The organism is Mesorhizobium sp. M2A.F.Ca.ET.043.02.1.1, from assembly GCF_003952405.1.
Taxonomy (GTDB): Bacteria; Pseudomonadota; Alphaproteobacteria; order Rhizobiales; family Rhizobiaceae; genus Mesorhizobium.
Genome location: NZ_CP034445.1, coordinates 2,346,828 through 2,366,717, shown reverse-complemented (window position 1 = coordinate 2,366,717; position 19,890 = coordinate 2,346,828). Strand labels below are relative to the sequence as shown.

The 19,890-nt window shown below is 65.0% G+C and carries 16 protein-coding genes and 1 riboswitch; of the genes, 11 read left to right on the top strand and 5 right to left on the bottom strand.

Annotated features, from left to right (window positions below):
* Positions 1–82 precede the first annotated feature (82 nt).
* From glmM to serA, 5 genes are all read left to right on the top strand, one after another.
* Positions 83–1,435, top strand: coding sequence for a phosphoglucosamine mutase (gene glmM, locus EJ068_RS11265; RefSeq protein ID WP_126064006.1), 1,353 nt, complete (start codon positions 83–85; stop codon positions 1,433–1,435).
* 219 nt (positions 1,436–1,654) lie between these two features.
* Positions 1,655–2,473, top strand: a complete 819-nt coding sequence (locus tag EJ068_RS11260) for an outer membrane protein (RefSeq protein WP_127253139.1) — start codon at positions 1,655–1,657, stop codon at positions 2,471–2,473.
* Positions 2,474–2,670: 197 nt separating this feature from the next.
* Positions 2,671–3,450: an outer membrane protein gene (locus tag EJ068_RS11255; protein WP_127253141.1), complete on the top strand. Its 780-nt coding sequence runs from the start codon at positions 2,671–2,673 to the stop codon at positions 3,448–3,450.
* Positions 3,451–3,642: 192 nt separating this feature from the next.
* Positions 3,643–4,818: a phosphoserine transaminase gene (locus tag EJ068_RS11250; RefSeq protein ID WP_127253143.1), complete on the top strand. Its 1,176-nt coding sequence runs from the start codon at positions 3,643–3,645 to the stop codon at positions 4,816–4,818.
* Positions 4,819–4,884: 66 nt separating this feature from the next.
* Complete coding sequence (serA, locus tag EJ068_RS11245) at positions 4,885–6,486, top strand: phosphoglycerate dehydrogenase (RefSeq protein ID WP_127253145.1); 1,602 nt, start codon at positions 4,885–4,887, stop codon at positions 6,484–6,486.
* Positions 6,487–6,579: 93 nt separating this feature from the next.
* Here the strand turns inward: serA and EJ068_RS11240 are convergent, their stop codons facing one another.
* Positions 6,580–7,479 carry a DMT family transporter gene (locus tag EJ068_RS11240; protein WP_127253147.1) on the bottom strand — a complete coding sequence of 300 codons (900 nt, stop codon included), beginning with the start codon at positions 7,477–7,479 and terminating at the stop codon, positions 6,580–6,582.
* A gap of 295 nt (positions 7,480–7,774) precedes the next feature.
* Between EJ068_RS11240 and EJ068_RS11235 the strand changes: the two genes are divergently transcribed.
* Both EJ068_RS11235 and EJ068_RS11230 read left to right on the top strand, forming a co-directional pair.
* Positions 7,775–9,073 (top strand): adenylosuccinate synthase, encoded by a 1,299-nt coding sequence (locus EJ068_RS11235; RefSeq protein WP_126080764.1) that lies wholly within the window; start codon positions 7,775–7,777, stop codon positions 9,071–9,073.
* 69 nt (positions 9,074–9,142) lie between these two features.
* Positions 9,143–10,987, top strand: coding sequence for a hypothetical protein (locus EJ068_RS11230; RefSeq protein ID WP_129554535.1), 1,845 nt, complete (start codon positions 9,143–9,145; stop codon positions 10,985–10,987).
* 59 nt (positions 10,988–11,046) lie between these two features.
* Here the strand turns inward: EJ068_RS11230 and EJ068_RS11225 are convergent, their stop codons facing one another.
* The 4 genes from EJ068_RS11225 to EJ068_RS11210 are packed head-to-tail and all read right to left on the bottom strand — an operon-like array spanning position 11,047 to position 14,118.
* Positions 11,047–11,346 carry a CcdB family protein gene (locus tag EJ068_RS11225; RefSeq protein WP_126080766.1) on the bottom strand — a complete coding sequence of 100 codons (300 nt, stop codon included), beginning with the start codon at positions 11,344–11,346 and terminating at the stop codon, positions 11,047–11,049.
* Entirely contained in the window at positions 11,346–11,588 is a 243-nt protein-coding gene (locus EJ068_RS11220; protein ID WP_126080767.1) for a type II toxin-antitoxin system CcdA family antitoxin, read from the bottom strand. Before EJ068_RS11220 ends, EJ068_RS11225 begins: the two co-directional genes overlap by 1 nt.
* A 60-nt stretch (positions 11,589–11,648) precedes the next feature.
* The gene (locus EJ068_RS11215; protein ID WP_127253653.1) at positions 11,649–13,463 is read right to left on the bottom strand and encodes an ABC-F family ATP-binding cassette domain-containing protein; all 1,815 of its coding nucleotides are present in this window, start codon (positions 13,461–13,463) and stop codon (positions 11,649–11,651) included.
* Positions 13,464–13,473: 10 nt separating this feature from the next.
* Positions 13,474–14,118: a thiamine diphosphokinase gene (locus EJ068_RS11210; protein WP_127253652.1), complete on the bottom strand. Its 645-nt coding sequence runs from the start codon at positions 14,116–14,118 to the stop codon at positions 13,474–13,476.
* Between the two features lie 130 nt (positions 14,119–14,248).
* Positions 14,249–14,354, top strand: a riboswitch (TPP riboswitch).
* A 43-nt stretch (positions 14,355–14,397) separates the two neighbouring features.
* On the opposite strand from EJ068_RS11210, the gene thiB reads away from it, so the two are divergent.
* From thiB to EJ068_RS11185, 4 genes are all read left to right on the top strand, one after another.
* The gene (gene thiB, locus EJ068_RS11205; RefSeq protein ID WP_127253651.1) at positions 14,398–15,408 is read left to right on the top strand and encodes a thiamine ABC transporter substrate binding subunit; all 1,011 of its coding nucleotides are present in this window, start codon (positions 14,398–14,400) and stop codon (positions 15,406–15,408) included.
* A 304-nt stretch (positions 15,409–15,712) separates the two neighbouring features.
* Positions 15,713–17,329, top strand: coding sequence for a thiamine/thiamine pyrophosphate ABC transporter permease (gene thiP, locus EJ068_RS11195; RefSeq protein ID WP_126080772.1), 1,617 nt, complete (start codon positions 15,713–15,715; stop codon positions 17,327–17,329).
* Complete coding sequence (gene thiQ / locus EJ068_RS11190) at positions 17,326–18,114, top strand: thiamine ABC transporter ATP-binding protein (protein WP_127251862.1); 789 nt, start codon at positions 17,326–17,328, stop codon at positions 18,112–18,114. Before thiP ends, thiQ begins: the two co-directional genes overlap by 4 nt.
* A 152-nt stretch (positions 18,115–18,266) precedes the next feature.
* Positions 18,267–19,733 (top strand): M48 family metalloprotease, encoded by a 1,467-nt coding sequence (locus EJ068_RS11185; RefSeq protein ID WP_127251863.1) that lies wholly within the window; start codon positions 18,267–18,269, stop codon positions 19,731–19,733.
* Positions 19,734–19,890: the final 157 nt, after the last annotated feature.

The window sequence follows — 19,890 nt, the reverse complement described above, 5'->3', positions numbered from 1 at the left end:
TACAATCACGAAATTTGATGATCGGATGCGGCCCAATTGTGGCAATACGGGCCCGCTGAAAACCGACGGGGACTGTAAGGATATGGCAGGTCAGTATTTCGGCACGGACGGTATTCGCGGACGCGCCAACAAATTTCCGATGACGGCCGAGGTCGCCATGCGCGTCGGCATGGCCGCCGGGCTTTCGTTCCAGCGTGGCAATCATCGTCACCGCGTCGTGCTCGGCAAGGATACGCGGCTTTCCGGCTACATGATCGAGAACGCCATGGTTGCCGGTCTGTGCGCCGCCGGCATGGACGTCTTCCTGCTCGGCCCGATACCGACGCCTGCCGTCGCCATGCTGGTGCGCTCGCTGCGCGCCGACATCGGCGTGATGATCTCGGCCTCGCACAACCCTTATTACGACAATGGCATCAAGCTGTTCGGTCCCGACGGCTACAAGCTCTCCGACGAGATCGAGGAGCGCATCGAAGGCATGCTCGACAAGGACATCGAGCTGGCGCTCGCCGATTCCGACGGGCTCGGCCGCGCCAAGCGCGTCGATGGCGTGCATGACCGCTATATCGAATTCGCCAAGCGCACGCTGCCCCGCTCGATGTCGCTCTCGGGCCTGCGGATCGTCGTCGATTGCGCGAACGGCGCCTCCTACAAGGTGGCTCCGGAGGCGCTGTGGGAGCTCGGCGCCGAGGTGGTGGCGATCAATGTCGAGCCGAACGGCTTCAACATCAACAAGGAATGCGGCTCGACCCATCCGGCCGGCCTGCAGAAGAAGGTGCATGAGGTGCGCGCCGACATCGGCATCGCGCTCGACGGCGATGCCGACCGCGTGGTCATCGTCGACGAGAACGGAGCGATCGTCGACGGCGACCAGATCATGGCGCTGATCGCCGAATCCTGGCACCAGAGCGGAAGGCTGGCCGGCGGCGGCGTCGTTTCCACCGTGATGTCCAATCTCGGCCTGGAGCGCTTCCTCGGCGATATGAAGCTGCAGCTGCATCGCACCAAGGTGGGCGACCGCTATGTCGTGGAGCATATGCGCGCGCATGGCTTGAATGTCGGCGGCGAGCAGTCCGGCCACATCGTGCTTTCCGACTTCTCGACCACGGGAGACGGTCTGGTCTCGGCGCTGCAGGTGCTCGCCTGCATCAAGCGGCAGAACCGCCCGGTCAGCGAATTGTCGAAGAAGTTCGAGCCGGTGCCGCAGCTTCTCAAGAACGTCCGCATCTCCGGCGGCAAGCCGCTGGAGGAAGCGCCGGTCAAGGCGGCGATCGAAGAAGGGCGCAACCGGCTCGGCACGTCCGGCCGCCTCGTCATCCGGCCATCCGGCACCGAGCCGCTGATCCGCGTCATGGCCGAGGGCGACGATCCGCAGCTGGTCGAGGCGGTTGTCAACGACATCGTGGGCATCCTCCAGGAAACGCGCAGCGCCGCCTGACAGAGAGATCGGGCCAAAGCTCTTCGCGCTTGGAAGCCCGCCGCCCGGCGGGCTTTTTTGTGCGCGCCCCCAACGGCCGGACAACGGCATACCCTCTAAAATTGCATAGATTCGTGGTTAATCGGTACGGTTAAACGGCCTTTAACCTTTGCAATTCATTATCCACGCCGAGGTTCATCTTCGGGCGGTGTCGTCCCGAGGTCTCTTAGGGGTGACAGCATGTTCAATACAGCAAGAATGGCTTTGTTTGCCGCGTTGCTCGCGGGAGTGGCCGGACCGGCGCTCGCCGCCGACTTCGCGGAGCCGCCTCCGGTCGAGGAGGCGCCGCCGCCGGTTGTCGAGGCTCAACCGGTCGATGTCGGCGGTTGGTACATCCGCGGCGATATCGACTACCACTGGTCGAATTTGGACAGCATCGATTACATCACCTACGGCCCACCGCCCGGCACCAACGATTTCGATTTCGGCGACCTAAAGGGCGGGTTCTCGCTCGGCGCCGGCGTCGGCTACAAGATCAACGATTACTTGCGTACGGATCTGACTGCCGACTACTGGTTCAAGTCGGACTTCAACGGCCAGACCTCGGATCTGATCACGACATCGACCGAAGAGTCGAGCATGAGCGCTCTGCTTCTGCTTGCAAATGCCTATGTGGATATCGGCACGTGGAACGGCGTCACCCCTTATGTCGGCGCTGGCATCGGTGGTGCGCATGTCAAGTGGGACACGGTCCATGACCCGAACACCACCGAAACCAACCCCGGGTCGTCCAACTGGCGCTTCGCCTACGCGCTTATGGCCGGCGCTTCCTACTGCCTCACGGACAAGGTCATCCTCGATGCCGGCTACCGCTTCACTCACATCGAGGGTGGGCGCATGTTCGAATTCGATACGACCAGCTCCGGACCGGGTTTCGACCACGGCATCAACACGCATGAAGTGCGCGGCGGTCTGCGCTATCAGTTCGGCGGCAATAATGGCTGCGCCGCGCCGGTGGTCGCCTATCAGCCTGAGCCGGAACCGATCTACACCAAGTAGAACTGGCGCATCCGACAGTTCGACCGCCCGGCATCAGCCGGGCGGTTTTCGTTTGTGCGCGGCGGGTGAAATTTCATTGAAATCAATTCGGTAACTCTCTGTTAGCCTTAACCGGCACTTAACCACTATGGTTAACAATGGCTGCTTGAAACGGCGCCCGCGTTTGCGGCTGGCGCCAATCTCGGGAGCCGGGGACCATGACATCCAGATCGCGTATCGCGTCAGCGCTTGCCGCAACCATCCTGTTGCCGATGACGCCGGCGCTCGCGGCCGACTACGATCCGCCGATCTATGTCGACCAGGCGCCGGACTACCAGCCGGTCGAGGTCGGCTCGGGCTGGTATCTGCGCGGCGACGTCGCCTATCTGCCGCAGAAGACCTTCGACAACGGGGATTTCACCTTGCCGTCAGCGATCGACAACGAAAGCTTCAGCGAGGGCGAGGACGCGTATTTCGCGAGCATCGGCTTCGGCTATCATTTCAACGACTACCTTCGCGCCGATCTCAACCTGGGCTATCTGCCCGGCAATCACGTCAGCGTAAGCTATGACGATTCAGCGGTCGCACCGGCGGGAACGGCGATCCAGGGCTCGGGAAATGTGAAGAACTACGCGTTCTCCGGTATCCTCAATGGTTATGTCGATCTGGGCACCTATGTCGGGATCACGCCCTATGTCGGCGCCGGCATTGGTTTGGTTCGGACGACAAGCAAGCTTTCGGCCTCATACACAGACAGCGCCGACTCCTCCAACGATTTCGTCCTGAGCAGCAACAAAAACCAATACTCGCTCGCCTATACGCTCAATGCGGGCCTTGCATACCAAGTGACCAAGAATGTTCTTGTCGACCTCGGCTACCAGTATTTCTCCGCCCCCAATGCGGAATATGTGGCCGCCGAGAGCCTGACCTCCTATCCCACCCGTAAGGGGATCAGCAACCACCAGATCAAATTCGGCCTGCGCTACGACCTCTGGTAAAGCGAAGCGGGTCACGAAATGCCACGGCGGGTCCAACGGCTCGCCGTTTTCATTTCGGGGCGCGCCGGGTGGAAGGGAATATCCCGACAACGACAAAAACTTTGCTCTTGACGCCGAAAGGCTGAAAGCATATCGCCGTCCGCGGGCCACCCCTCCCCAACGAGGGGCCACTATCTGGAAGGGTAGACCACGATGACGACACCTACCAAGCCCGGACTCCGTCCGGCAAACCCCAATTTCTCCTCAGGTCCCTGCGCAAAACGCCCCGGCTGGTCGGCCGAGGCGCTCTCTAAGGCCGCGCTCGGACGCTCCCACCGCGCCAAGATCGGCAAGAGCAAGCTCGAACAGGCGATCGAGCTGACGCGCGAAATCCTCAAGGTTCCCGCGAACTATCGCATCGGCATCGTGCCGGCGTCGGACACCGGCGCGGTCGAGATGGCGCTGTGGTCGCTGCTCGGCGAGCGCGGCGTCGACATGGTCGCCTGGGAGAGCTTCGGCTCCGGCTGGGTGACGGATGTCGTCAAGCAGCTCAAGCTCGCCGACGCGCGCAAGTTCGAGGCCGGCTACGGCCAGCTGCCCGACCTCAAGCAGATCGATTTCGATCGCGACGTGGTCTTCACCTGGAACGGCACGACCTCGGGCGTGCGCGTGCCGAATGGCGAATTCATTCCCGCGGACCGCAAGGGCTTGACCATCTGCGACGCGACGTCGGCCGCCTTCGCGCAAAGGCTCGACTTTGACAAACTCGATGTCGTCACCTTCTCCTGGCAGAAGGTGCTGGGCGGCGAAGGCGCGCACGGCATGCTGATCCTGTCGCCCCGCGCCGTCGAGCGGCTGGAGACCTACAAGCCGGCCTGGCCGCTGCCGAAGATCTTCCGCCTGACCTCGGGCGGCAAGCTGATCGAGGGCATCTTCAAGGGCGAGACTATCAACACGCCGTCGATGCTGTGCGTCGAGGATTATCTCGATGCGCTGCACTGGGCGAAGTCGATCGGCGGTCTGGAAGCGCTCATTGCCCGCGCCGACGCCAATGCCGCGGTGCTCGACCGGTTCGTTGGCAAGTCGTCGTGGCTCGGCCATCTGGCCGTCGACCCGGCAACGCGCTCAAACACATCCGTGTGCCTGTCCTTCACCGATCCGGATATCGCGGCGCTCGATGCCGACGGTCAGGCGGCTTTCGCCAAGGGCCTCGTCTCGGCGCTCGACAAGGAAGGTGTCGCCTACGACATCGGCTCCTATCGCGACGCGCCGCCCGGGCTGCGCATCTGGTGTGGCGCCACCGTCGAGACCGCCGATCTCGAAGCGCTGCTGCCCTGGCTCGACTGGGCCTTCGCCGCGCAGAAGGCGTCGCTCAAGGCGGCGGCCTGAAATCCGTGGCGGCCTGCGGGCCGCCACCATTTCCCGACACATCCAATCCCCTTCAAGGAGGCCGTGATGGCGCCCCGCGTTCTCGTTTCGGATAAACTTTCAACCACCGCCGTGCAGATCTTCAAGGATCGCGGCATCGAGGTCGACTACCTGCCCGACCTCGGCAAGGACAAGGAAAAGCTGCTCGAGGTGATCGACCAGTATGACGGCCTCGCCATCCGCTCGGCGACCAAGGTCACCGAGAAGCTGATCAATGCGGCAACCAGGCTCAAGGTCGTGGGCCGCGCCGGCATCGGCGTCGACAATGTCGATATCCCGGCCGCCAGCCGCAAGGGCATCATCGTGATGAACACGCCCTTCGGCAATTCGATCACCACGGCCGAGCATGCGGTGGCGATGATCTTCGCGCTGGCGCGGCAGATCCCGGAAGCCAATGCCTCGACCCATGCCGGAAAATGGGAAAAGAACCGCTTCATGGGCGTCGAGATCACCAGCAAGACGCTGGGCGTGATCGGGTGCGGCAATATCGGCTCGATCGTCGCCACGCGCGGCGTCGGATTGAAGATGCATGTGATCGCCTTCGACCCGTTCCTGTCGGACAGCCGCGCCGAGGAGCTCGGCGTCCAGAAGGTCGAGCTCGACGAGCTCTTCGCCCGCGCCGACTTCATCACGCTGCACACGCCGCTGACCGAGAAGACGCGCAACATCATCGACGCGGCCGCGATCGCCAAGATGAAGGACGGCGTGCGCATCATCAATTGCGCGCGAGGCGGCCTGGTCGTCGAGGCCGATCTGATCGCGGCGCTGAAGAGCGGCAAGGTGGCGGGCGCGGGCATCGACGTATTCGAGGTCGAGCCGGCGGAGAACAACCCGCTGTTCGGCATGGAGAATGTCGTGGCGACACCGCATCTCGGCGCCTCGACCACCGAGGCTCAGGAGAATGTCGCGCTGCAGGTCGCCGAGCAGATGAGCGACTATCTCATCAATGGCGCCGTCTCCAACGCCATCAACATGCCTTCGATCACCGCGGAGGAGGCGCCGCGGCTGAAACCGTTCGTCAAGCTTGCCGAGGTGCTCGGCGCCTTCGTCGGCCAGGTCACCGAGGATCCGATCAAGGAGGTCGAGATCCTGTTCGATGGCTCGACCGCGACGATGAACACCCGCGCGCTGGTGAGCGCCGCCCTTGCCGGCCTGATCCGGCCGCAGGTCTCCGACGTCAACATGGTGTCGGCGCCGATCATGGTGAAGGAGCGCGGCATCATCGTCGCCGAGGTCAAGCGCGACAAGTCGGGCGTGTTCGACGGCTATATCAAGCTGACGGTCAAGACCGAGCACATGACGCGCTCGATCGCCGGCACCTGCTTCTCCGACGGCAAGCCGCGCTTCATCCAGATCAAGGGCATCAATCTCGACGCCGAAGTCGGCCAGCACATGCTCTACACGACCAATGCCGATGCGCCCGGCATCATCGGCCTGCTCGGCACGGTGTGCGGCGAGAACGGCGTCAACATCGCCAATTTCCAGCTCGGCCGCAACCGGCCGGGCGGCGATGCCATCGCGCTGCTTTATCTCGACGCGCCGTTCCCGGAAAAGGTGCTGGAGCAGGTGCGCGCGCACAAGTCGATCGACTCGGCCAAGCGGCTGCGCTTCGACGTCGGCGCCGAGTGAACGTTGAAAATGAAGACGCCCCGCCTGCATCGTCAGGCGAGGCGTTGATAGTACAGCCATCGCCAACGGCTGCTTGACGCGTGGCGGGAGATATCATCCCGCCTGCAGTGCCGCTCTGCTGCCGCTGTATTCGGCAAGGGCAATGCCGCCGAGGACAAGAGCCAGCGCGAAGGCCTGATAGGGCTGAAACTGCTCGCCGACGATCAGCACCGAAAGCAGCGTGCCGAAGATCGGCACCAGGTTGATGAACAGCCCGGCGCGGTTGGCGCCGATCAGCTCGTTGCCCTTGATGTAGAGAACCTGCGAGACGACCGAGGCGCCGAGGGCCGTATAGAGGGTGAGCGCCCATCCGCTTGCGTCCGGCATGACGGCGCGGCCGGCCGCGACCTCCCAGATGACGAAGGGCAGGGAAATCAGCAGCGCGGCGATCGACAGCGCCAGCATGAAACTCTGCCAGCGGATTGCGGGCCTGAGGCGCAGCCCCACCGAATAGAGGCTGTAGCAAAGCACCGCCACAAGCATGATGGCGTCGCCGAAGTTGAGGTCGAGCTTCAAGAGCTGGCCGAGGTCGCCATGGCTTGCGGTCAGCGCGACGCCGACGATGGTGAGCACGACGCCGACGATCTGCAGAGGCCGCACGCGCAGCCGGAAGAACATGAAATTGGCAAGGATGATGACGATCGGGATGGCGGCCTGCTCGATCGAGACGTTGATGGCGGTCGTGTAGTTGAGCGCGGTGTAGAAGATGACGTTGAAGATGGTGAAGCCGCACGCGCCGAGGCCGGCAAGCAGTTTCCAGTGGCTGCGCACTTCGGGCCAGTCCTCGCGCAGTGTCCGCCAGCCGACGGGCAGCAGGATCAGCACCGCCATGACCCAGCGCAGGAACACCAGCGTCATCGGCGAAACATGGCCCACGGCAAGCTTGCCCGCGACCGAATTGCCGCCCCACAACAGCATGGTCGACAGCAGGAACAGATAGGCGGCTCGGTGCATGAGGGATCGGCCTGCAGGGATGTTCGCGGGTTCAGGCCGGCCTAGAGTGGCGGCGGCGGCAAGTAAATGATGCGAAAGCTGGAATTTGTTATGCCTGATCGGGACGAGGCCTCGCCGGCATCGTCATGCCGATCCAACTCCTGGAGCACGATCGGGTTCCGAAAGTCGGCTCCCGCTTTTCAAATCATGTTCCGGGAAGGTTTCAGCGGCAAAGAAAGGGTCGCGCCGGCTGGCGCTTGACGCTATAGAGGCTGTCGTTTCAGGCCGCCCGCGCGGCATTTCAAGGGAAAAGAACATGGCCAATGTGGTGGTCGTCGGCTCGCAGTGGGGCGACGAAGGCAAGGGCAAGATCGTCGACTGGCTGTCGGAACGGGCCGACGTGGTCGTGCGCTTCCAGGGCGGCCACAATGCCGGCCATACGTTGGTCGTCGACGGCAAGGTCTACAAGCTGTCGCTGCTGCCCTCCGGCGTGGTCAGGCAAGGCAAGCTCTCGATCATCGGTAATGGCGTGGTGTTCGATCCGCATGCTTTCGTGGCCGAAGCGAAGAAGCTCAAGGACCAGGGCGTGGAGGTCACGCCGGAGCGCCTGAAAATAGCCGAAAACACCGCGCTTATCCTGTCGCTGCACCGGGAGCTGGATGGATTCCGCGAAGATGCCGCCTCGAATTCCGGGACCAAGATCGGCACGACCCGCCGCGGCATCGGTCCCGCCTATGAGGACAAGGTGGGCCGGCGCGCGGTGCGGGTGATGGATTTGGCGGATTTGGAAACGCTTCCTTTGAAGGTCGACAGGCTGCTGACGCACCACAATGCTCTGCGTCGCGGGCTCGGCCATCCGGAGGCGACGCATGAGGCGATCATGCAGGAGCTGACCTCGGTGGCCGGCGAGATCCTGCCTTACATGGACCGTGTCTGGAAAGTGCTCGACGACAAACGCCGCGCCGGCGAGCGCATCCTGTTCGAGGGCGCGCAGGGCACGCTGCTCGACATCGACCACGGCACCTATCCCTTCGTCACCTCGTCCAACACGGTCGCGGGGCAGGCAGCCGCCGGTTCCGGCGTCGGTCCCGGCGTCATCGGCTATGTGCTCGGCATCACCAAGGCTTACACGACGCGCGTCGGCGAGGGGCCGTTCCCGACCGAGCAGAAGAACGAGATCGGCGAGTTTCTCGGCACGCGCGGCCACGAGTTCGGCGTCGTCACCGGCCGCAAGCGCCGCTGCGGCTGGTTCGACGCCGTGCTGGTGCGCCAGGCCGTGGCCGTCAACGGCATCAAGGGCATCGCTCTCACCAAGCTCGACGTGCTCGACGGGCTGGACGAGATCAAGGTCTGCACGGGCTATCGCCTCGACGGCGAGACGATCGATTACCTGCCGGCCAGCCAGGGCGCGCAAGCGCGGGTCGAGCCCATCTACGAGACGCTCGAAGGCTGGAAGGGAACCACCGCCGGCGCCAGGAGCTGGAACGATTTGCCGGCGCAAGCCGTCAAATATGTCCGCTATATCGAGGAGCTGATCGGCGCCCCGGTGGCGCTGCTTTCCACCAGCCCCGAACGGGACGACACGATACTTGTGACCGACCCGTTTCAAGACTAGTTTCACAGCCCTTCCCGGCGCTATGGCTGATTTGCGGCCGGCGGGAGAAGAATGCAGGTCACCTGACGCATGGCAGATTTCATCGCCGTTCTGAAAAAGACGATCGACAATCTCAGCGAGAACACGCCGGAGATGCGGTCGAAGGTCTATGACAAGGCGCGGGCGACAATCGCCAAGAAGCTTGCCGATCGCGTTCCGCCATTGGCGCCTTCGGTCGTCGATCAGCAGAAGCGCACGCTTGAGGACGCCATCTCCAGCGTCGAGCGCAGTTATGCCAAAAGCGTTCCCGCCGCCGATCCGCTGGCGGAGTTGGAGCATATCTTCTCCTCCATCGACCGCAACAGGAACCAGCCGACCCACTCCCGCCAGCCGGCGCCGCCCGCGGCTGTGCCGGCGCCGGCTAAGCCGGACCCGTTCAAATCAGAACCCCTCAAGCCGACACCGGCGCCCGCCAGGGCCGAACCGTCCTGGCAAAGCGCGCCGAAGGCGGAGCCGGCGCCGCAAAACCCCGTGAAGACCGAGCCGGCCTGGCAAAGCACGGCAAGGACGGAGCCGAGTTGGCAGGCCGCGCCAGAGGCGGAGCCTGCCTGGCAGAAGGCGCCACCACCGCCGATGCCGTCGCCGCGCGAGGACGATGTCGGCCTGGCGGGCATGGATGCCGCCGACGCCGAGGACGGCAGCGATGTCTTTGCCAATGACGAGCAGCCGGCGGCCGATACTTTCCAACGGCTGCGGCCTCAGCAGCCGCAGCGCAGGCGCGGCTATGGCGGCCTGATCGCTGCCGTCATCGCGCTTTTGGTGCTGGCCGGCGGCGGCTACGGCATATGGCTGAACAAGACTGCGTTCGGCTCCCTCTTTGGCCTTGGCGGCAGCGGCAACAAGACGGTCTCGACCGAGCCGCTGGTCAAGCCTGCTCCGGCCAAGCCTGCGACCGAGACGGCGGCCGCGCCGAGCCCAGCTCCGGCCGCTACAGGCGAGCCCGCCGACACGACCAAGTTCACGCAGCGCCTGACGCCCGAGGGCAAGGAGACCGATCCCGGTCCGGCTGGCGGACAGGCCACGATCGGCGAAGGCGAATCCGTCGCGGCGCTGACCTCGCGGCCGCCGCCCGCCCCGGCAACGGCGCCTGCGCCGACCGGTGCCGCGCCTGCGCCCGCCACGCAAACGCCTCCGGCCGCGGCGCCGACGACCGACGCGGCCAATCCGACGCCGCCGGCGGCTGGAACCGCACCGCCAACGGCTGATGCGGCAACGACGCCCCCCGCGGCCGGCGCCACGCCACCAGCGGCGGCGGCAACGCCGCCGGCCGCAGGCACCGCGCCGGCCACGCCCGCGCCGGCGACCGCCGAGGCGACCGTGCCGGTCGGACAGAAGGCGATCTTCTATGAGGAGCGCACCAGCACCCAGCAGGGCACGGCCGAGCCCGGCAGCATCGTCTGGTCGCTGGTCCAGGAATCGCCCGGCGGCGACCTGCCGCCGGAACCGGCGATCCGCGCCGAAGCGACGATCCCCGGCAAGAACATCCAGCTGCGCATGACGATCCGGCGCAACACCGACCAGACCCTGCCGGCCAGCCACATCATCGAGATGATCTTCCTGACGCCGGAAGGGTTTGACGGCGGCGGCGTCGACAACATCCTGCGCATTGCCATGAAGAGCTCGGAACAGGATGCCGGCAGCCCGCTGATCGGCATCCCGGCCAAGATCGCCGACGGCTTCTTCCTCGTCGCGCTCAACGACACCAAGGCCGACGAGGACGCCAATCTGACGCTGCTTCGGGGACAGTCCTGGATCGACGTGCCGGTGGTCTACAAGACCGGGCGCCGCGCGCTGCTCACCATGGAAAAGGGCATCCCCGGCGAGAAGGTCTTCGACGAGGCGCTGAAGGCCTGGGCGGCGAAGACGTCGGGGTGAGGAGCAATTCCAGGAAAAGTGTGAGCCGTTTTCCGTCCGGAATTGCGTAAGGCAGGCCCTTAAAAGCCTTGAAAGAGCATATCGAGCGCCGCCACGATATCGTCGTGGCGGCTCATGAGATTGGTTCGATTTTCGCCGAGTTCGGTTGCGGCAACCGTCGCGATTAGGTGGGTGGCCATCACCATCTTCCGGCCGTTGATCTCAAAGACCGGATGCAGCTTGCGCATTGGCGAAGGCGCCGAGGTCAGTGGCAGAAGCGGAACGACCACCCGCGTCTTGAAGTGGTCGAGCAGGTCGGACTGAACGTCGAGCAGATAGCCGCCTTCGATGCCGCTGGCGAAGACGTCATAGCGCGCCATCAGAATTGCCGATGTTCGGCGAGTGGGATGCCGTGCTTGTCGACATAGTCGTTCCAAGCGTCTATCGTCGCACGGTTCTCAAGCTTCCATAGCCGCGTTTTTTCCGCAGCAACCGCTTCCGATATACCGGCCTCCGCAGCCCGTGATACATTCACGTTGAGCCCCTTGGCTTCCGCCATGAGCTGCGAATCGATCGACAGATTAGCTGGCTGGCGATTTGCGTTCGTTGCAATCTTGCGCATGACAGTCACCTCGACATGCGCATACTTTATGCGCATCGGTGCGTCAGCGCAATGAGGGTGCTATCCCTCCATCTCCTCACGCAGTATCTCCAGCTCCAGCCACTCCTCCTCGAGCGCGGCGAGCGTCGTGCGCTCCTTGTCGAGCGCGGCGATGGTCTTCTGGAACGAGACGGGATCGCGTTCGTAGAAGGCGGGGTCGGCGATGTTGTTCTCCAGCCTGGCGATTGAGGCTGTCACCGCTTCGATCTTCTTGGGCAGGGAATCCAGCGCGAACTTCTGCTTGAACGAGAGCTTTTTCGCCGGGCCTTTGGGTGCGGCTTGTTCGGCCTTCGGCGAAGCCTCGGCGGCCTCGGCTTTCGATCTTGCCTTGCGGTCTTCCAGCTTCGAGCCGCCGCGCTGCGCCAGCATATCTGAATAGCCGCCGGCATATTCGATCCAGCGGCCGTTGCCCTCCGGCGCGATCACGCTGGTGACGGTGCGGTCTAGGAAATCGCGGTCGTGGCTGACCAGGATGACAGTTCCGGAAAAGCCCGCGACCAGTTCCTGCAGCAACTCCAGCGTCTCCATGTCGAGGTCGTTGGTCGGCTCGTCGAGCACCAGAAGGTTCGCCGGGCGCGCCAGCACGCGGGCCAGAAGAAGGCGCGCGCGCTCGCCGCCGGAAAGCTCGCGCACCGGCGTGCGCGCCTGCTCCGGCTTGAACAGGAAATCCTTCATGTAGGAGACGACGTGGCGCTGCTCGCCATTGACCAGCAGGTTCTCGCCGCGCCCATCGGTAAGGTAATGCGCCAGGGTTTCGGCCGGGTCGACGGCCTCGCGCTTCTGGTCGAGTGTGGCGATCTCCAGGTTGACGCCGAGCCGCACGCTGCCGGCATCCGGCGCGAGCTCGCCGGTCAGCATCTTCAAAAGCGTCGTCTTGCCGGCGCCGTTGGGGCCGACCAGGCCGACGCGGTCGCCGCGCTGGATGCGGGTCGAGAAACCCTTGACCACGGTGAGGTCGCCAAAGCTCTTGTCGATGCCCTTGGCCTCGATCACCAGCTTGCCGGATTCGGCGGCGTCGCTCGCCACCATGGTGGCGATGCCTTCGGCGCCGCGGTGGCTGCGGAAGCGCTGGCGCATCGTCTGCAATTCGCCGAGGCGGCGCATGTTGCGCTTGCGTCTGGCGGTCACGCCGTAGCGCAACCAATGCTCCTCGCGCACGATCTGGCGGCCGAGCTTGTGCTGCTCGCGCTCTTCCTCCTCCAACACCTGGTCGCGCCATTCCTCGAAATGGGCAAAGCCCTTGTCCAGCCGTCGCGTCTGGCCGCGATCGAGCCAGACGGTGGCGCGGGTGACGCGTTCGAGAAAGCGGCGGTCGTGCGAGATCAGGATCACCGCCGAAGAGGTGCGGGCAAGCTCCTCTTCCAGCCATTCGATCACGGAAAGGTCGAGATGGTTGGTGGGCTCGTCGAGCAGAAGGATGTCGGGTTCCGGCGCCATGACGCGCGCAAGCGCGGCGCGGCGCGCCTCGCCGCCAGACAGGTCGCCCGGCTTCTCCTCGCCGGTGAGGCCGAGATGCTCCATCAGATAGGTGGCGCGATGCGGATCGTCGGCCGGGCCGAGGCCGGCCTCGACATAGGCGCGCACGGTGGCGAAGCCATCCATATCCGGCATCTGCGGCAGATAACGAACGGTCGCCGAGGGTTGGCGGAACACTTCGCCGTCCTGCGGCTCGATCATGCCGGCGGCGATCTTGAGCAGGGTCGACTTGCCCGAGCCGTTGCGGCCGACCAGCGCGATCTTTTCGCTGGCGGAAGCGCTGAGCGCAGCACCGTCGAGCAGCGGGGTGCCGCCGAAGGTCAGTTTAATGCCGTCGAGGTTGAGAAGTGGCGGCGCCATATCTGGAATGTCAGCTTTCGGGAAGAGGATAGGGGTGGGCCAGAAGCAGCGCCCGGCCGCGCTCCAGCGCGATGCCAAGCCGCCCTTTGACCTCGTTTGATATAGTGAGCGAGGAGCCGAACGCCAACTCGACGCGGTCGAGCGGCCATTTGGCGCCGGTGACCGTCAGGCCGGACAGGTCGGAGAAGCCGAGCACCGAAAACAGGGTGCTGTCCGCATAGTCGAAACTGGCTTTGCCAGGCAGGATGGGAACGCCTTCCTGTGCGCCGCTCGTCAGCAACACGGTCGTGCCCGCTTCTGCCAGCCGCACGGCGAGCGCCAGATGCAGGGAGGCATGGTCGGCGCGCTTGCCGCCGAAGGCGCCGGCAAGCACGAGGCTGGTGGCGCCGCGCTGGAGCGCTTCCGCTATTGCAAGCTCGCCATCGGTCATGTCCTTCTCGGCCGGGAAGATTTTTTGTGGGACGGAAGCCAGATCTTCGGGCAGGTTGGCCGGCACCGAGTCGAAATCGCCGACCCAGAGCTCGGGGACAAGGCCCAGCATGCGGGCATGGCCGATGCCGGCGTCGGCGGCGATGACGCGCGAACCAGCGATCTGGCGTTCGAGCCGGGGCGTGCGGATAAGCTCGCCGCCAAGCAGGATGGTGAATGTGCCCATGGCCGTCGCCCTTACCAGCCCGCCGGGGGAAACGGAAGCCGGAAGCGCCGCGCTTCGGTTCCTGCCTCGGAACATTAGCTGCCCGGCAAACTTCCGCTTGCACGCCGCTTCGGCCGGGCCTATCTGTCGAAACGCTCTAACGGGGTGCCGGACGTGATCCGGCTGAGAGGCAATCGAGCCAACCCGCTGAACCTGATCCGGTTTGTACCGGCGGAGGGATTAGACGTTTCGGACCATCCGGCGCCTCAATTCCTTGTCACTCGAACGAAGGAGGCGCCGATGCGCGCGATATTGTCCAAGCTTATTCTCGCAGCCGGTCTTTTGTCGCTTCTGGCCGGTGTTGCGCCTGCCGTCGCCAAGGACAAGCTCACCGTCTATACCTATGAAAGCTTCACTGCCGATTGGGGGCCCGGACCGGCGGTGAAGAAGGAATTCGAAGCCGAATGTGGCTGCGATCTCGAATTCGTCTCGGTCGCCGATGGCGTCGCGCTGCTCAACCGCGTCAAGCTCGAGGGCGCCGGCACCAAGGCCGACATCGTCCTCGGCCTCGACACCAACCTGACCGCGGACGCCAAGGCGAGCGGGCTGTTCGCGCCGCATGGCGACGTCTCGGGTATCAACGTGCCGGGCGGCTGGAGCGACGACACTTTCGTGCCGTTCGACTATGGCTATTTCGCCGTCGTCTATGACACGCAGAAGCTAAAAGTCCCGCCGAAGAGCCTGAAGGACCTGATCGAGGGTAGCGGCACCGACAAGATCGTCATCCAGGATCCGCGCACCTCGACGCCCGGCCTCGGCCTGCTCTTGTGGGTGAAGTCTGTCTATGGCGACAAGGCGCCGGAGGCCTGGGCCAAGCTCAAGACGAAAGTGCTGACGGTGACGCCGGGTTGGAGCGAGGCCTATGGCCTGTTCACCAAGGGCGAGGCGCCGATGGTGCTCTCCTACACCACCTCGCCGGCCTATCACATGGTGGCCGAGAACACCGAGCGCTATCAGGCGGCGTCCTTCGAGGAAGGCGAATACCTGCAGATCGAGGTTGCCGGCATCACCACGACGGGTGCCAAGAACCCGCTGACGCAAAAGTTCATCGCCTTCATGACCGGGCCGAAATTCCAGGACGTCATCCCGGAAACCAACTGGATGTTCCCGGCCGGCAAGACCGACAAGCCGCTCAACCCGGCCTTCGACAAACTGGTCAAGCCGACCAAGACCCTGCTGTTCAGCCCGGAGGAGGTTGCCGCCAACCGCAAGGCGTGGGCGGATGAGTGGCTGGCGGTGATGAGCAAGTAGGCTGCGATGCTTGCGCCAAGGCCCCCCTCTCTGTCCTGCCGGACCCGGCCCTTCGCTGTCGCTCCGGGCGTTCGTCATTCGGAAAGCCAAGCAGTTGGCTTTCCGTCCGCTTCGCGGACCACTCCTCACCCCCCTCAAGGGGGGAGATTGGCTGTCACGCCGGCTTTCGCCCATCTCCGACGTTGCAGGATCGAGCGGGGCGTCGACGCTGCCAATCTCCCCCCTAGAGGGGGAGATGGCCGGCAGGACAGAGGGAGGCGCGAAGGAACGCGGCGTTGCCTAGCTGAAGCTCGCATGGTGCGGCGTGCACTCCGCGCGTGACTCCCGCGTCACCGCCAGTGTCGTCGCGCTCGCGGCCATCGCCGCGCTCATCGGCGGCGCCTTCGCTGGCCTCATCCTCGAAGGCGCGCACGACCTCTCCGGCGCTGCCGCCGCCTTCGACGGCTACCTCCTGCGCGTGGCCCGCTTCACGCTGTGGCAAGCATTGCTCTCGACGCTGCTGTCGGTCGCGCCGGCGCTGCTGGTGGCACGCGCGCTTTCAAGGCATCCGGCCTTTCCCGGGCGTCGCCTGATCCTGCAGCTCTTCACCGTGCCGCTGGCGTTGCCGGCGATCGTCGCGGCGCTCGGCATATTGGCGCTTTACGGCCGCGCCGGGTACTTTGCCGGCGTCTTCGCCCGGTTCGGCGGCGGAGAGTGGCCCGGCATCTACGGCCTCTCCGGCATCCTGGTCGCGCATGTCTTCTTCAACCTGCCTCTGGCGACGCGCTTGTTCCTGGAGGCGCTGGGCACCATTCCCGCCGACCAGTGGCGGCTGGCGAGCCAGCTCGGCATGGGCGCCCGGCCGGCCTTCCGGCTGATCGAATGGCCGGTGCTGCGCGCGGCCTTGCCGGGCGTCGCCGGGCTGGTCTTCATGCTCTGCATCACGTCCTTCACCATCGTGCTGACGCTGGGCGGCGGGCCGGCCGCGACGACGCTCGAGGTCGCCATCTACCAGGCGCTGCGCTTCGACTTCGATCCGGCCCGTGCGGTGGTGCTGACGCTGCTACAGATCGCGCTCACCTTCGTCGTGGTCGCAGCGCTCACGCGGCTTGGCGCCAACACGGTCGGCGACGCCAATCTGCCGGTCGCGCCCCGCCGCTACCTTTCGGCGGGCCGGATCGAAAGCCTACTGAATGCCGGCCTCATCGCGCTCGCCCTGCTGTTCGTCGCCGGACCGATGGCGGCGACGGTGGTTTCGGGCCTTCAGGCCGATCTCGGCCGATTGGCGGGCGAGGAAGCGGTGCGCCGCGCGACGCTTACTAGCGCCGGGCTCGCCTTGATCGCGGCGCTGCTCAGCGTGTCGCTGTCGCTGGTATTGATCGCGGCGCGGCGCGCATTGGCTTTGCGTCGCCGTGCCGGCAGCGCCATGTCGCTGCTCGAGCATGCCGCCGACACCGGCGCCGGCTTCGTGCTCGTCGTGCCGCCGATAGTTCTTGGCGCCGGCTGGTTCCTGGCGCTGCGCAACATCACCGATGTCTTTGCCGTCGCGCCGGTGATGGTCGTCGCCGTCAACGCGGTGATGGCGATGCCCTTCGCCATCCGTGCCATTCGCCCAGCCTATGACGCGGCGAGCGAACGCCATGAGCGGCTTTGCCTGGCGCTTGGCATATCCGGCTGGACCCGGCTCAGCCTGATCGACTGGCCGTCGCTCAGGCGGCCCTTGGCCACCGGCTTCGCTTTCGCCATGGCGCTGTCGCTCGGCGATCTCGGCGTGATCGCGCTGTTCGGCAGCGATTCCGTGCAGACCTTGCCCTATCTTCTGCTTGCGCGCATGGGCAGCTACCGGACCGCCGACGCGGCGGGGCTCGCCTTGCTGCTCGGCCTGGTTTGCCTGATGCTGGTCGTCGTCGCCGATGGGCTGGGGCGGGAAGCAAGGGCATGACATCGACGGATAACGGCATCGCGGCAGGGAAGGCGCTGACCGTCACACTCGAAGACGTGTCGTTCAGCTATGGCGAATCGTCCTTCCGCTTCAATGCCGAGTTCGCGGCGGGCAGGATCACCGCCATCATGGGGCCGAGCGGCTCCGGCAAGTCGACGCTGCTCAATCTGATAGCCGGCTTCGAAACACCTAATAGCGGCAAGGTGCTGATCGGCGGCATCGATATCGGCGCCACGCCGCCCTCGGCGCGACCGGTGTCGATGGTGTTCCAGGAAAACAATCTGTTCGCGCATCTTACGGTCGAGGCCAATGTCGGGCTCGGCCGCTCGCCGTCGCTGAAGCTCGGCGATGGCGATCGCGCCGCCGTCGCCGAGGCGCTGGCGCGCGTCGGCCTGGCCGGCAAGGAAAAGCGGCTGCCGCGCGAGCTTTCCGGCGGCGAAAGGCAGCGCGTCGCGCTGGCGCGGGTGCTGCTGCGTGACCGGCCCGTCTTGCTGCTCGACGAACCTTTCGCGTCGCTCGGCCCGGCGCTGCGCGAGGACATGCTCGACCTTCTCGCCGGCATCCATGCCGAGCGCAAAATGACGGTGCTGTTCGTCACCCATCAGCCGGAAGATGCGCGCCGCATCGGCCAGGACGTGGCCTTTCTCGATGAGGGCAGGATCGCGGCGACCGGGCCGGCTGACGATTTCTTCGATCAGTCTGGACCGGATGCGTTCCGACGCTATATCGGCGATCGAGGCGGCACCGTTGCCGGATCACAACATATTGCCCGGAAGCGGACATAATTTACGGTCAAACCGGCAACGGGTGATCCGGCGTTTGCTTGCCTTGTCCGGGGGAGTATGGCTAGGTCCGCCATGCTGGTCCGGCGGGGCCGTGATTTGCCGAAAGATTTCGAAAGGAAGCCGATCTGTCGACCGGCGCTGAGAAAGTGTGGATGAGGCCACTGGCACGATTTTTCGCGCTGGCGGGCGTTGCCGTGCTGGCGAGTTGTCAGATGTTCACGCCGCCGGACGTGCAGGAGAGCGGCTTCCAGCCCTCTGACAAGCCGATTACCGTCGACAATGTCGTCGCCAACGCCAAACTCGCCGAAATGGCCAAGGCGCAGCATCCGCGCATTCTCGCCACCTATGGCGGCGAATATTCCGACCCGAAGCTCGAACGCATGGTGGCCAAGGTCGTCGGCAATCTGACCGTGGTGTCGGCCAACCCGACCCAGACCTATCGCATCACCATCCTCAACTCGCCCAACGTCAACGCCTTCGCGCTGCCGGGCGGCTATCTCTATGTGACGCGCGGCCTGCTGGCGCTGGCCAATGATTCCTCCGAGCTTGCCGCCGTCATCGCCCATGAGATGGGCCACGTCACGGCGAATCACGGGCTGCAACGGCAGCAGCTCGAGGCCGAGGAAGGCCTGGCGACCAAGGTGGTGTCGGACGTGCTTGGCGACAGCCCGACCGCCAAGGCGGCCCTGATCCGCGGCAAGCTTCGGCTGGCGCAGTTCTCGCGCAACCAGGAACTGCAGGCCGACGCCATCGGCATCAAGTCGATCGGCGAGGCGGGCTACGATCCTTACGCGGCTGGCCGCTTCCTGCAGTCGATGTCGGCCTATACCGATTTCCGCTCGGTCAGCGGCGCCACCGACGCCAGCCTCGACTTCCTGGCGACGCACCCCAACACGCCGCAACGCATCGAACTGGCGCAGCGCCTTGCGCGCAATTTCGGCCCCCCCGGCGTCGGCACGCGCGACCGCGACGCATTCCTCGCGGGCATTGACGGTCTGCTTTACGGCGACACGCCGGAAGAAGGCTATGTGCGCGGCCAAACCTTCATGCACCCCAATCTCGGGGTCTCCTTCACCGTGCCGGACGGTTTCGTCATCGACAATTCGGCGGCCGCCGTCACCGCGACCGGGCCGGGCGACATCGCCATCCGTTTCGACGGCGTGGCGATCGACAAGTCGGTGTCGCTCACGGATTACATCCGCAGCGGCTGGGTGGCGGGGCTCGAAGACGCCAGCGTGCGCCAGGAGACGATCAACGGCAACGAGGCGGCGATGGCGCATGCCAACGCTCAGGGCTGGCAGTTCGACATCGCGGTGATCCGCGCCGGCGGGCAGGTCTACCGGCTGCTGACGGCGGCGCCCTCGGCCAGCGCTGCACTGGATCCAGTCGCGCGCTCGGTCAGCGGCTCCTTCCGAGTGCTCACCCCGGCCGAGAAGGCGGCGCTGAAGCCGCTGCACATCCGGGTCGTCACCGTTCAGGCCGGCCAGACCATGGGCTCGCTCGCCGCGCAAATGGTCGGCGTCGACCGCAAGCTCGATCTGTTCCGTGTGCTCAACGCCATGTCGCCGGGCGCCAGCGTATCGGCCGGCGACAAGGTCAAGATCGTTACGGACAAGTAGGGCTCCGCATTCGCGTTCGTGCGGCCCGGCGCTTTGAGAGCTTGCCGCGATGCGCAATCCCTAAAGCGCGTTGCGACCTTTCAGATTCGCTCCATGCGCGTAGGTTTTTGGTCACGCGTTTCTTTGTCCCGAAACCGATTCACACTTTCGGGATACA